The sequence below is a fragment of the Flavobacterium plantiphilum genome (assembly GCF_046000495.1).
GTDB lineage: Bacteria > Bacteroidota > Bacteroidia > Flavobacteriales > Flavobacteriaceae > Flavobacterium > Flavobacterium plantiphilum.
Genome location: NZ_JBELQA010000007.1, coordinates 185,922 through 200,437, shown reverse-complemented (window position 1 = coordinate 200,437; position 14,516 = coordinate 185,922). Strand labels below are relative to the sequence as shown.

The 14,516-nt window shown below is 33.1% G+C and carries 9 protein-coding genes; 8 read left to right on the top strand and 1 reads right to left on the bottom strand.

Annotation, left to right across the window (positions count from 1 at the left end):
* Positions 1-292: 292 nt before the first annotated feature.
* Positions 293-937, bottom strand: coding sequence for an endonuclease III domain-containing protein (locus tag ABS764_RS13335; protein ID WP_408082299.1), 645 nt, complete (start codon positions 935-937; stop codon positions 293-295).
* Between the two features lie 364 nt (positions 938-1,301).
* Between ABS764_RS13335 and ABS764_RS13330 the strand changes: the two genes are divergently transcribed.
* The 8 genes from ABS764_RS13330 (at position 1,302) to lon (ending at position 14,475) form a co-directional block, all read left to right on the top strand.
* On the top strand, positions 1,302-2,723 hold the full coding sequence (locus ABS764_RS13330; protein WP_408082298.1) for a glycogen synthase: 1,422 nt from the start codon (positions 1,302-1,304) through the stop codon (positions 2,721-2,723).
* Positions 2,720-4,000: a glucose-1-phosphate adenylyltransferase gene (locus ABS764_RS13325; RefSeq protein WP_408082297.1), complete on the top strand. Its 1,281-nt coding sequence runs from the start codon at positions 2,720-2,722 to the stop codon at positions 3,998-4,000. Before ABS764_RS13330 ends, ABS764_RS13325 begins: the two co-directional genes overlap by 4 nt.
* Before the next feature lie 60 nt (positions 4,001-4,060).
* Entirely contained in the window at positions 4,061-5,965 is a 1,905-nt protein-coding gene (gene glgB, locus ABS764_RS13320; protein ID WP_408082296.1) for a 1,4-alpha-glucan branching protein GlgB, read from the top strand.
* Positions 5,966-6,167: 202 nt separating this feature from the next.
* Positions 6,168-8,564, top strand: a complete 2,397-nt coding sequence (locus tag ABS764_RS13315; protein WP_408082295.1) for a glycoside hydrolase family 31 protein — start codon at positions 6,168-6,170, stop codon at positions 8,562-8,564.
* Positions 8,565-8,656: 92 nt separating this feature from the next.
* Positions 8,657-9,475 carry a M48 family metallopeptidase gene (locus ABS764_RS13310; RefSeq protein WP_408082294.1) on the top strand — a complete coding sequence of 273 codons (819 nt, stop codon included), beginning with the start codon at positions 8,657-8,659 and terminating at the stop codon, positions 9,473-9,475.
* A 120-nt stretch (positions 9,476-9,595) separates the two neighbouring features.
* The gene (locus ABS764_RS13305; protein WP_408082293.1) at positions 9,596-10,885 is read left to right on the top strand and encodes an MFS transporter; all 1,290 of its coding nucleotides are present in this window, start codon (positions 9,596-9,598) and stop codon (positions 10,883-10,885) included.
* A gap of 51 nt (positions 10,886-10,936) precedes the next feature.
* On the top strand, positions 10,937-11,809 hold the full coding sequence (locus ABS764_RS13300) for a DUF6252 family protein (RefSeq protein ID WP_408082292.1): 873 nt from the start codon (positions 10,937-10,939) through the stop codon (positions 11,807-11,809).
* A 215-nt stretch (positions 11,810-12,024) separates the two neighbouring features.
* Complete coding sequence (gene lon / locus ABS764_RS13295) at positions 12,025-14,475, top strand: endopeptidase La (RefSeq protein WP_408082291.1); 2,451 nt, start codon at positions 12,025-12,027, stop codon at positions 14,473-14,475.
* Positions 14,476-14,516 lie beyond the last annotated feature (41 nt).

The following is a 14,516-nucleotide window of genomic DNA, read 5'->3' as shown; positions in this document are numbered from 1 at the left end:
CGTCGCCTTTCTTTATTGAGCCCCAACCTGAAAAGGTTGGGGCTCTTTTTTTTATAGGTACGACCTGTTCGCCTAACAGCTCGGTTCGTCGCCTTTCTTTAACCTGAACTTGTTTCAGATTCTATAAACCCTGTTTCGATAGAAACAGGGTTTTTGTTTTGGACTTGTCCCGTCCTGAAATAATCATACACCAAACAAATTGTTTTTGTTTCGGAGTCTCAGCTAAGACTCTTTTTATGAAAGATTTCTCTTTATATGGAATACTTTTTATAGTAATTGAGTTTAGTTGTTTTTATCTGATATTTTTGAATGGATATTGACAAACTTTCAAAATTGGACATTCTGGACATTTTGGTTTTGGACGGCAAATTTCCCTGCCCAGAAATGAAATAGCCATACCTGCTTCGTTCCAGCTCTCTTTTGGTAGGATAGCCATTAATTCTTTTTCCGCTTTAAGTCCGTTTTTTGTAGCGGTAATTAATCCTATTCTGGGTGCAACCCGAATTACATGTAGATCGGTGATTATTCCTTCTGCATCTAAACCCGCTTCTCTTAGAATTACATTGGCGGATTTACGTCCTATACCTTTTAAGGAGGTTAAGGCGTTCATTGTGAGTGGAATGTTTTCTTCCGTTTTAATTTCTTTAGCTATCTCTAATAACCAATTAATTTTAGTGTCGTGATATTTGACTCCGGAGAGATATGGAATTAATTCTTTTTTTGTAGCATCTGCAATGCTTTTCATATTAGGGAAGGCACGGAATAAATCAGGTGCAATATCGTTTATGTTATTGTCAGAATCCTGTGCAGATAAGATTACCATGACTATTAGCTGATATAGATTATGATACTTTAATGGATGTTTTCTGTGATGGTATTTTTTTAATATCGGATGTAATTCTTCTTTCCAGGAGATATTCTCATTAAATAAGTTCATTTTTATTTTCTAATTGTTATTAAATTATTACTTTTTATAGGAATGTTCTGTTTTTGGAATTATAATTACATAATTTTAAGCAGTAGAATATGAGAAAATGATGATATAATCTTTAATTATTTTTAAATTATCAAAATCAAAATCAATTTATCAAAAATAATATTTTTCAAGAGTTTTCGGGATTAAAAAACTTTGTTTTTAATGGTAATTTTTTTCATTTTTACTGAAATTGTTTCTGTTTTTTAGTATATTTAGAAAAGCTTTAAAAATTCAATTTTGACTTAATTTATATTGATTTGGAGGTAATTTAACGAATCTATTTTATATTATATTTTTTTAACCTTAAATAAACTGAAAACAATAAATGGAAATATTTCATATAAGTGCAGAATGCTATCCAGTGGCTAAAGTAGGCGGTTTAGCAGATGTGGTTGGAGCTTTGCCAAAATATCAGAATAAAGCGGGGCATAAATTAAGAGTTGTGATGCCTTGTTATGAAACTAAATTCAGAAGTGATAATGATTTTGAATGTGTTCATTGGGGGAGTGTTCAATTAGGTAATTTTAATTTTCCTTTTAGTGTTCTTAAAGAGACTACTGATAAGTTAGGTTTTGAATTGTATTTAATGGAAATTCCGGAGCTATTTGACAGAAAAAATGTTTATGGATATGAGGATGATATAGAACGGTTTATGGCTTTTCAGATAGCTACACTGGATTGGATTATAGGAAGGGCATCGATGCCGGATGTTATTAATTGTCATGATCATCATACGGGATTAATACCTTTTATGATGCAATATTGTTTTAAATATCATAAATTGTTGAATACACCTTCGATGCTAACGATTCATAATGGTTTGTATCAGGGGCAGTTTAGTTTTGATAAATTGAATTATTTTCCGGAATTTGATTCAATTCATACTAAAATTTTGGAGTGGGATCATCAAATAAATTCCTTAGCAGTAGGCATAAAATGTGCTTCGGCAGTTACTACTGTTTCACCAAGTTATTTAAATGAAATCAATAATTCGGCTAATGGATTAGAATCCTTATTTAATATAGTGCGTTATAAATCAAAAGGAATTTTAAACGGAATTGATACAGAGGTTTGGGATCCTTCAAAGGATAAAATGCTGGAAAAAAATTATTCGATACAAAATTTTGAACAAGGTAAGCAACAGAATAAAGAAACACTTTGTACACTTTTTAATTTAGATCCCTCAAAACCCTTATTTAGCTTTATAGGCAGATTATGGGATGAAAAAGGAGGTGATTTATTACCTCAGGCTTCGGCTTTAGCTCTTTCAGAAAATTATAAAGAAATTAATATTTTAATATTAGGTTCCGGAAATGCACAAATTGAAAATCAACTCAATAGCTTATTAGCAGATTATAAAGGAAATTATAATACCTTCATTGGATACAATGAAGAATTAGCTCATTTAATTTATGCGGGGGCAGATTTTTTACTGATGCCTTCAAGAGTAGAACCATGCGGACTAAATCAAATGTATTCGTTACGATATGGAACAGTTCCTATAGTAAGAAGAACAGGAGGATTGAAAGATACTGTAATTGATTTTGGGGATAACGGAAACGGAATTTGTCATGACCAGTCTTCTGTTGGAGATATCTGTTATTCCATTCAAAGGGCGGTAAGTTTGTACGAAGATAAAGAGCATTTGAATGAAATTAGAAAAAAAGGAATGAGCACGGATCATTCCTGGGAAAAAGCAAGTCAGGAATATATAGAAATGTACAACTTAATACTAAACAAAATATGAAGGCAAAAAGAAAAAACGTTATTGCAATTATCTTAGGAGGCGGTCAAGGATCCAGATTGTATCCATTGACAGAAGCCAGATCAAAACCTGCGGTACCAGTTGGAGGAAAATACAGATTAGTTGATATACCGATATCAAATTGTATGAATTCAGATATTTACAGAATGTTTGTATTAACACAATTTAATTCGGCTTCACTCAATGCACATATCAAGAATACCTATGTTTTTAGTGCTTTTAGTCAGGCATTTGTAGATATACTGGCTGCGGAACAAACGCCGGATAACCCTACCTGGTTTCAGGGTACTGCTGATGCTGTAAGACAATGTATGCCTCATTTTTTAAATCATAATTTTGATTATGCTTTGATTTTATCCGGAGATCAATTGTATCAGATGGATTTTAATGATATGATTGAAGAACATATTAAAAAAGAAGCTGATATAACAATTGCTACTTTACCGGTAAATGCTAAGGATGCTCCTGATTTTGGGATATTAAAATCAAACAGTGAAGGAAATATAGAATCCTTTATTGAGAAACCCGTCAAAGAACTTTTGCCGGATTGGGAATCTGAAGTAAGCGAACAAATGCAAGCAGAAGGGAAAAAATATTTAGCCTCTATGGGGATTTATATTTTTAACAAAAAGCTATTAATTGACTTAATGGCAGATCCGGATACAAAAGATTTTGGTAAAGAGATTATTCCAAATGCAGTAGGAAATAAAAAAATATTGAGTTATCAATATGAAGGTTACTGGACAGATATTGGAAACATAGATTCGTTTTTTGAAGCTAATATAGGACTGACTGAGGATGTGCCTAAATTCAATTTATTTGACAACGATAATAAAATATATACCAGACCCCGATTACTACCGCCATCCAAATTTAAAAATACAATGGTTGATAAATCATTAATTTCAGAGGGCTGTATTATTAATGCTAAAGAAATTAAAAATTCTGTTATTGGTATTCGCTCCAGAATAGGTAAAGATTCCATTATCAGCAGTACCTATGTAATGGGTAATGATATATATCAGAGCATTGAAGATATGGAAGAAGATGCTAAAGAAAATAAGATATTAGTAGGAATAGGAGAAGGATGTTATATAAACAATGCGTTAGTAGATAAAGATTGCCGAATAGGTAATAATGTATATATTAATGGTGGGCCACATTTAGAAAATTTAACTACAAAGTTATATACCATCAAAGATGGAATAGTGGTGATAAAGAAAGGTGTGACTTTACCTGATAATTTTAGAATTGAATAAGTTAACAAACAGTTTTTATCAATATTCTATTTTAAAATTTAGAATTATACCAATAATACTATGAGTAAAGTTATTTCGCATTCCCTTTTTACTGATTTTGATATTAACTTATTCAAAGCTGGAAAACATTTTCAATTATATGAAAAATTAGGGGCACATTTGATTGAATTAAATGGAGTCCAGGGTGTTTATTTTGCTGTTTGGGCACCCACAGCACATTCTGTTTCTGTAGTGGGAGATTTTAATTTCTGGACACAGGGCGAACATGAACTTTTTGTTCGTTGGGATTCGTCCGGAATTTGGGAAGGATTTATTCCGAATATCCCAAAAGGTACTACTTATAAGTATAAAATTTTATCAAATAACGGAGGTCTTATTACAGAAAAAGCAGATCCATTTGCCTTTTATTGTGAAAAGCCACCACATACAGCTTCAGTAGTCTGGGATTTGAATCACAATTGGGAGGATTCTAAATGGATGAAAACCCGTAAAGAACATAATGATTTAAACAAACCCTATTCCGTTTATGAGGTTCATTTAGGCTCTTGGAAACGTGCCGAAGGAAACCGGTTTTTAAGTTATCTTGAACTAGCCGAAGATTTGGTTAGTTATGTAAAGGAAATGGGATTTACTCATGTTGAGTTTATGCCAATTATGGAATATCCTTATGATCCTTCCTGGGGCTACCAGCTTGTCGGTTATTTTGCACCTACATCCCGTTTTGGAAATCCGCAGGATTTTATGGTTTTGGTAGATAAGTTACATCAGGCGGGTATAGGAGTTATTCTGGATTGGGTACCCTCACATTTTCCGGATGATGCCCATGGCTTAGGTTATTTTGACGGATCAAACTTATATGAACATCCCGATCGCCGAAAAGGATACCATCCAGACTGGAAAAGTTTAGTTTTTAATTATGGAAGAAACGAAGTTCGCTCTTTTTTGATTAGCAATGCTTTATTCTGGTTGCATTATTATCATATAGATGGTTTAAGAGTAGATGCTGTTGCTTCCATGCTTTATCTGGATTATTCCAGAAATGATGGAGAATGGGAGCCTAATATTTTTGGGGGAAGAGAAAATTTAGATACTATCAGTTTTTTGAAAGAATTTAATGAAGTAGTATATTCAAATTTTGAAGGAGTTCAGACTATAGCCGAAGAAAGTACTTCATTTCCAATGGTTTCAAGACCTACAGATGTAGGCGGACTGGGTTTTGGAATGAAATGGATGATGGGCTGGATGCATGATACGCTAAAATATTTCCAAAAAGCAACGGTTTACAGAAAGTATCATCAAAATGATCTGACTTTTTCAATGACCTATGCTTTTACCGAAAATTTTATGCTGCCATTGTCTCATGATGAAGTGGTATATGGAAAAAAATCTATTGCTGACAGAATGCCCGGAGACGAATGGCAAAAATTTGCTAATTTACGTTTGCTTTACAGTTATATGTTTACACATCCGGGAGCTAACTTATTGTTTATGGGTGGGGAATTTGGACAAATGGCAGAATGGAACTTTCAGGAAAGTCTGGATTGGCATTTGTTGCAATATGCAGTTCATAATGGTGTTCAGGAACTTATCAAGGATTTAAATTTATTATATAAATCCCAACCGGCTTTATATGAAAAACAATTTAGTCCTGAAGGTTTTGAATGGATTAATTATTCGGACCATCAAAATGCAGTTATATCTTATATCCGAAAAGGAAATGAACCAAAAGATAATTTAATTATAGTATGTAATTTTACACAAATAGTGAGAAAAAATTACAGAATAGGTGTTCCAAAGAAAGGAAAACTGACCGAAATTTTTAACAGTGATTTTAAAAAATACAACGGAAGTAATGTTGTTAATACAGTAGCAACAGAAGTCGAATCTTCACCTTATGACGGACGGGACTATTCAGCTGAATTAGTTTTACCGCCTTTAAGTGTGACTGTTTTTAAATATATATAATTGATTGTATGGAACTAAAAATAGCTACATAAATCAATTTTTTATAAAGAAGTATTAATAACTAATGTTAATACTTCTTTTTTTTTAACCCAATGAAAAGCGATATCGTTTTCGTGAATAAAAATAGTATTCTTTACTTATAATAAGGATTTTTTGTAAGTTTGAGAGTGGAGGAGAATAATAATTAAAACTAAGAATCGGCATGATTACAAATACAGAATTAGAATATAAAGGAGATTTATATCCATCAAAAATAGTTTCTTTTAAACAAGATGTTGATTCCGTTTATTTTTATACTGAGAACAACGTTATTTTAAAATTAACAGTATTAAGAGATAGTCTCATCCGTTTTCGTTATACTACAAAAGGATATTTTAGTAATGACTTTTCATATGCAATTGACGAGGGGCATTCTCATGGATACAATCATTTAGAAATTACAGAGGAAGAAAATTATTACCAGATAACTACGAATAAAATTATTTGTAAAATTCACAAAATAGATTTAAGATCCTTCATTTATGACTTAAAAGGAAATGTACTTTTAGAAGATGAATTAGGGTTTCACTGGGAAGAATCATATGAGTTTGGTGGTAATATAGTAAAAATGAGTAAGGCTTCCCGAGAAGGTGAATGTTTTTATGGCTTAGGAGATAAGGCAACTCAAATGAACTTAAAGGGTAAAAGAGTTGAAAATTTTGCAACGGATCAATATGCCTTTCAAAAAGAACAGGAACCTTTGTATAAAGTTGTTCCTTTTTATTTGGGTTTGCACAACAAGCAGGCCTATGGAATTTTCTTTGATAATACCTTTAGAACATTTTTTGATTTTTGTCATGAGAGAAGAAATGTAACAAGCTTTTGGTCAGATGGAGGAGAAATGAATTATTATTTTTTCTACGGACCTAAGATGCAGGATGTAGTGACTTCTTATACTGATTTAACGGGTAAACCGGAACTTCCGCCTTTATGGGCATTAGGATACCATCAGTGTAAATGGAGTTATTATCCTGAAAGTAATGTTAAAGAAGTTACTGCTAAATTCAGAGAACTACAGATTCCCTGTGATGCCATTTATCTGGATATAGATTATATGGATGGTTTTAGATGTTTTACCTGGAATAAAGATTATTTTCCTGATCCTAAACGAATGGTTTCTGAGTTAGCTCAGGATGGGTTTAAAACAATTGTAATTATTGATCCCGGAATAAAAATAGATAAAGAATATTGGGTTTACAAAGAAGCTTTAGAGAAGGATTATTTTTGTAAAAGAGCTGATGGACCTTACATGAAAGGAAAGGTATGGCCTGGCGAATGTAATTTCCCGGACTACACAAACCCTGAGGTAAGAGAATGGTGGGCAGGATTATTCAAGGAGTTAATTTCGGATATTGGAGTAAAAGGAGTATGGAATGACATGAACGAACCTGCTGTAATGGAAGTTCCTAATAAAACTTTCCCGAATGATGTACGTCATAATTATGATGGAAATCCTTGCAGCCATCGAAAAGCACACAATATTTACGGAACACAAATGGCCAGAGCGACTTATCATGGTGTTAAGCGTTTTGCGTATCCTAAAAGACCTTTTATTATAACTCGATCTGCTTATTCGGGGGCACAACGTTATACTTCGTCATGGACCGGAGATAATGTGGCTTCCTGGGAACATCTTTGGATTGCTAATATTCAGGTGCAAAGAATGTCAATTTCAGGAATGGGATTCACAGGATCGGATATTGGAGGTTTTGCTGAGCAGCCTTCTGGAGAATTATATGCCAGATGGATTCAGTTAGGTGTTTTTCACCCTTTTTGCAGAACACATTCATCCGGAGATCATGGAAATCAGGAACCATGGGCTTTTGATGAAGAAGTTATTGATATTACCCGAAAATTTGTAAATCTTCGTTATCAGTTATTGCCCTATTTGTATACTATGTTCTGGCAGTATATTGAGGAAGGTACACCTATGTTAAAACCTTTAGTATACTTTGATCAGGAGGATATTCAGACTTATTACAGAAATGATGAATTTATTTTTGGAAACCAAATATTAGTCTGTCCTATTTTAGAACCTAATTCCTTAGGACGAAGAATGTATATTCCTAAAGGAGAATGGTATAATTACTGGACTAACTGTATGGTTAAAGGAGGAAAAGAGATGTGGGTAGACAGTAAATTTGATGAAATTCCGGTATTTGTAAAAGCCGGAGCTATTATTCCTAAATATCCGGTTCAGCAATATGTTGGGGAATTAGAATTTGATGAATTAATGCTGGATGTATATTATAAAGAAGGAAAAGAAAAATCGGTGGTGTATGAAGATGCGCAAGATGGTTATGATTATAAAAAAGGAAGATTTAGCTTTTTATCATTTCAATTAACAGGAAAAGAAAAGGAAATTAACATTCAATTGCACAAAGACGGAAAATACGATACCAATTATTCTAATTTTAAAATTAATTTTATAGGATTGCCTTTTGAAATAAAAAAGATAGAAATCGATAATGAGGAAATTATTTTTGACAGCAATCTTTTCAAAGAAAATCAGTATCTGATTGTGCCTAAGAATTTTAACGTTCTGCATATTATGGGATAATGACTAAATTAATATCTTGATATAATTCTAGTTAATTTTGTAAAATACAAATTGATAATAATTGTATTTTTGTTAAGAAAAATTTAAGTATTATGAAAAAGAATTTATTATTTATAGGTATTGCCGTTGCAGGATTATTATATTCATGTGCAACAAATCCACTAACAGGAAAAAAGACATTAAACTTTGTCTCTAACAGCGAATTGTTTCCTTCTTCATTTCAGCAATATAAAACGTTTTTAAATGAAAATAAGGTTATTTCCGGTACTGCTGACGCCAAAAAAGTAGAAACGGTTGGAATAAAAATTAAAACTGCTGCTGAACGTTATCTTGCTTCATTAGGACAAACCGATTATTTAAACGGATACCAATGGGAATATAAATTAGTTGAAAGTAAAGACATCAATGCCTGGTGTATGCCTGGTGGTAAAATTGTAGTGTATTCAGGGATTTTACCGGTAACTAAAAATGATGCCGGTCTGGCTACTGTAATGGGACACGAAGTTTCCCACGCACTTGCTAATCATGGAGCGCAGCGTATGAGTGCTTCACAATTGCAAACTTTAGGAGCTGCTGGTGTAGCTGTTGCTACAGGAAGTCAAAGTGCGGAAAAACAACAAATGTGGCAACAGTATTACGGTATTGGGTCGCAAGTGGGAGTGATGCTGCCTTTTAGCAGAAGTCATGAAACTGAGGCTGATAAAATAGGCTTGATTTTAATGGCAATTGCAGGTTATAATCCGGAAGAGGCAATTAGTTTCTGGACACGAATGTCAGCGAGTTCTAATGGTCAGGCTCCAGCCGAAATGTTGAGTACGCACCCGTCTGACGCAACAAGAATTGCTAATTTAAAAGCAATGGTTCCAGAAGCAAAGGCAGTTGCTGCCAAGTTTGGAGTGGTATTTAAGTAGAAAAAATAAAATGATTTATAAGCCAATTCGAAAGAGTTGGCTTTTTTTATGCAAATAATAATAGAAAATTAAAGTAGAAACTGTTTAAAAAAATAATAAATTCGTCAAAAAAAAACAGATATGAATCCATTACAAAAAGGAGATAAAAAATTATTAAATGCCTGGGCATTTTATGATTGGGCAAATTCAGTATATAGTTTAGTAATTGCTTCGGCAGTTTTTCCGCTTTTTTACATGGCATTGTTTACTAAAGAGCAATCGTATATTCATGTTTTTGGGACTGATATTAAAAACTCTGCTTTGATCAGTTTTGTAACTGCTGCAGCTTTTTTAAAAGTAGCATTTATTTCTCCACTCTTATCCGGAATTGCTGATTATGTCGGGAATAAAAAGTTTTTTATGAAGTTCTTTTGCTATTTAGGAGCTTTTTCGTGTATTGGTTTATACTGGTTCAGTCTCGAACATATTTACATTAGTTTGCTTTTATACTTTTTTGGTTTAATAGGTTTTTGGGGAAGTCTGGTTTTTTATAATTCCTATTTACCTGATATTGCTTTTGAGGAACAACAGGATGCCATTAGTGCTAAGGGATATTCATTGGGGTATATTGGAAGTGTAATTCTTCTTATTGTCAATTTGGTAATGATTTTGACTGCTCCTGATGCTGAAAAAATAATGCAAATGCGGTATTCCTTTGTCATGGTAGGAATCTGGTGGATTATTTTTAGTCAATATACTTATTATTATTTGCCTAAAGGAAACAGAACTTCAGAGCATAAAGTAACCAGGGCTATTCTCTTTAATGGATTTAAGGAACTCAAAAAAGTATGGATTTCACTTGAGGAAAATACACGTTTAAAAAAATATTTAATCAGCTTTTTTGTCTACAGTATGGCAGTGCAAACAGTAATGCTTGTAGCGACTTATTTTGGAGAACAAGAAATTGAATGGGAGTCAGCCGGAGCAGCTACAACAGGATTGATAAGCTGTATTCTTTTAATTCAGCTTGTTGCTGTTTTAGGAGCTTATGCTACTTCAAAGGCATCTGAAAAATATGGAAATATCCCGGTATTGATTTTTATTAATAGCATTTGGATTTTTTTATGTGTAGCGGCTTATTTTATAAAGTTACCTCTGCATTTTTATATTATGGCTGGATTAGTAGGTTTGGTTATGGGAGGTATCCAGTCTTTATCCCGTTCTACATATTCTAAATTGTTACCTGAAACTAAGGATACTGCTTCTTTCTTTAGTTTTTATGATGTTGCAGAGAAAGTTGGTATTGTGATTGGAATGATCATTTATGGTGTTATTGATCAAATCACCGGTAGCCCAAGATTTGCTATCGTATTTTTAGCTCTATTCTTTATAATTGGGGTTGTTTTATTAAGAAAAATACCTAGAAAATAATTGCGGTATTGAAATTATAATTTATATTTGAGAAAAATCAAAAACTCTTTTATGAGAATGTTAAAAACTAAGTTACAGTTAATAGTTTTGTTTTTAATTGCATTGGTAACATCATGTACTTATGAGCCTGTCGATGGAACTGTTGAACCGGATCCGGACGGCGAAAATGTAAATTCAGGAGTGTTTAAAGCTGATTTTAGTGGACAAACCTGGACAGCCAAAGAAACTCAGGCAGTTATTTCAGGAAATTTTATCGAAATTTCCGCAATTGATTCAAAGGGTGATAGTTTTGGATTTTTGATTGAAGGGAATGCTGCGGGAACTTATGCTGCCAATGTGAATATTGTTGCTTATACACCAGCAGGAACGGAGTATGGTTATTGGGCTGTAAATGATGATAACCCTACGGAAAATACGGGTTCAGTAATTATTACAAGTATCAATACACAAACCAAAACAATATCAGGAACTTTTAGTTTTAAAGGATATTGGTCAGATTCGGATAATCCCAGAGCGGCTATGCAGTTTACAAATGGAGCCTTTAAAGATATCCCTTACATAAGTCAGGAAGAAACGGCTGATGTTTTTACAGCAAAAGTAGGAGGAACAAATTATGTAGCTACTGATATTTCTGCTATTGAAATTAATAATTTTATAACTATTGGCGCTTTAGATGCTAATCAAAATAATTTGGCAATTGCTATAAAAAGTTCCTTAGGAACCGGAAGTTATACTATTGTAAATACTTTTGGGGCTGATGTTCAAGGATATTATGAAGATCAAAATGATGAATATAAAGCGGTTTCAGGCACTTTGAACATTACTTCAAAAACGGATGATCGCATTAAGGGAACTTTTAATTTTACAACTAACGGAACAACACCATTTATTATAACCGAAGGTGCTTTTGATGTAGAGTATTAGATAAAAGCATCTTTAATTAAATAGCCCTCAAAAGTAAAATCTGTTTTTGAGGGCTATTAATTTATAGTATTATGGCATAATGATTGTCTTATTATGAATATATAACTATTATTTTTTATTTTACTGATTGATTTTCAGTACTATAAAATATAGAAATACTAACTTTGTTATGAACGAATTTATTTGTTTAATGACAAAAAGACTTAAATTATACTATGTCAAAACATAAAATACTCACTATTGACAATATGTCACTTCAGGAGTTTGATTCAGAAGCGGAATTGATCCCATTATTAACGCCGGAAGACGAAGAAGAAATGATTAACGAAGAACTGCCCGAATCGTTGCCTATTCTTCCTTTAAGAAACATGGTTCTTTTTCCGGGAGTTGTAATTCCAATTACTGCAGGAAGAGATAAATCTATCCGGTTAATTGATGATGCAAATGCTTCTGGTAAAATTATAGGGGTTGTAGCTCAAAAAGATGAAGAAATTGAAGATCCTACTAAAGAAGATATCAATTCTATTGGTACTGTAGCACGTATTCTGCGTGTACTTAAAATGCCTGATGGAACGACCACAGTAATTTTACAGGGAAAAAAACGTTTTGAAATTGAAGCAATTACTTCTGAGGAACCCTATATTTCAGCAATAATTAAAGATTTTTCGGAAGAAAGACCAAGCAAAGAAGATTCTGAATTTTTAGCTATTCTGGATTCTATGCGAGAACTGGCTATTCAGATAATTAAAGTAAGCCCTAATATTCCGAGTGAAGCTACTTTTGCAATAAAAAATATTGAAAGTCAGTCTTTTTTAATCAATTTTGTTACTTCTAACATGAACCTTTCTGTGAAAGAAAAGCAAGATTTGTTAGCAATTAATAATTTAAAAGACAGAGCTTTAGAAACTTTAAAGTATATGAATGTCGAGTTGCAGAAACTCGAATTGAAAAACGATATTCAGTCTAAAGTACGTTTTGATTTAGATCAGCAACAGCGTGAATATTTTCTTCACCAACAGATGAAAACCATTCAGGAAGAATTAGGTGGTTCGACTCAGGAAGAAGAAATGGATGAGATGTTAGTGAAGTCTAAAGAAAAAAAATGGGATGAAAAAACGCAAAAAATATTCGAAAAAGAATTAGCAAAAATGCGCCGAATGAATCCTCAGGCACCTGATTACGGGATTCAGAGAAATTACATGGAACTGCTTTTAGATTTGCCATGGAACGAATTTTCTAAAGATAATTTTGATTTAAAAAATGCCCAAAAAATTCTTGACCGTGACCATTTTGGATTAGAAGAAGTCAAGAAAAGGATGATTGAGCATTTAGCGGTTTTAAAATTAAGAAACGACATGAAATCGCCAATTATTTGTTTAACAGGGCCTCCGGGAGTGGGTAAAACCTCAATTGGACGTTCGGTAGCTGAAGCACTGGGAAGAGAATATGTTCGTATTTCTTTAGGAGGTTTACGCGATGAAGCTGAAATACGCGGTCATAGAAAAACCTATATTGGTGCAATGCCAGGTCGTATTATTCAAAGTTTGAAAAAAGCAGGAACATCAAATCCGGTTTTTGTTTTAGACGAAATTGATAAATTATCCAATAGTAATCATGGAGATCCTTCTTCTGCTTTGTTGGAAGTTTTAGACCCTGAGCAGAATAATGCCTTTTATGATAATTTTGTTGAACTGGGATATGATTTATCTAAAGTCATGTTTATTGCTACCTCTAATAATATGAACGCAATTCAGCCAGCTTTAAGAGACAGAATGGAAATTATAAAAATGTCCGGTTATACGATTGAAGAAAAAGTGGAAATTGCCAAGCAACACTTATTTCCGCGTCAGTTAAAAGAACACGGATTGACTTCAAAAGATTTAACTATTGGAAAAAAGCAATTAGAGAAAATTGTTGAAGGCTACACACGAGAGTCCGGTGTTCGCGGCTTAGAAGCTAAAATTGCTCAGGTAATCCGAAACGCAGCAAAATCTGTTGCTATGGATGAAGAGTATAATAAGAAAGTAACAGAAGAAGATATTGTAAAAGTTTTGGGAGTACCCAGACTGGAACGTGATAAATATGAAACTAATGATGTTGCCGGAGTTGTTACCGGTTTGGCATGGACCAGTGTAGGCGGAGATATTTTATTTATAGAATCTTTGCTTTCTCCGGGCAAAGGAAGTATGAGTATTACAGGAAATTTAGGTCCGGTAATGAAAGAATCGGCTACGATTGCATTAGAATATATTAAAGCAAATGCAGAATTGTTGGGCTTAAATTCTGATTTATTATCTAAGTACAATATCCATTTACACGTACCGGAAGGTGCCACACCTAAAGATGGTCCAAGTGCAGGAATTGCAATGCTGACTTCGCTGGTTTCTTTATTTACACAAAAAAGAGTGAAGAAAAATATTGCTATGACAGGCGAAATAACTCTTAGAGGTAAAGTTTTGCCTGTAGGAGGAATTAAAGAGAAAATCCTTGCTGCCAAAAGAGCTAATATTAAAGAAATCATTTTATGTCACGAAAATAAAAGTGACGTTGACGAAATAAAACCGGAATATCTAAGCGGAGTTATTTTTCATTATGTGAAAGAAATGAGTGAAGTACTGGAAATTGCAATCACGGATCAAAAGGTAAAAAATGCTAAGAAATTGTAATTAAAGAACATGAATTAAAAAATCCAAAATCATAATTGATT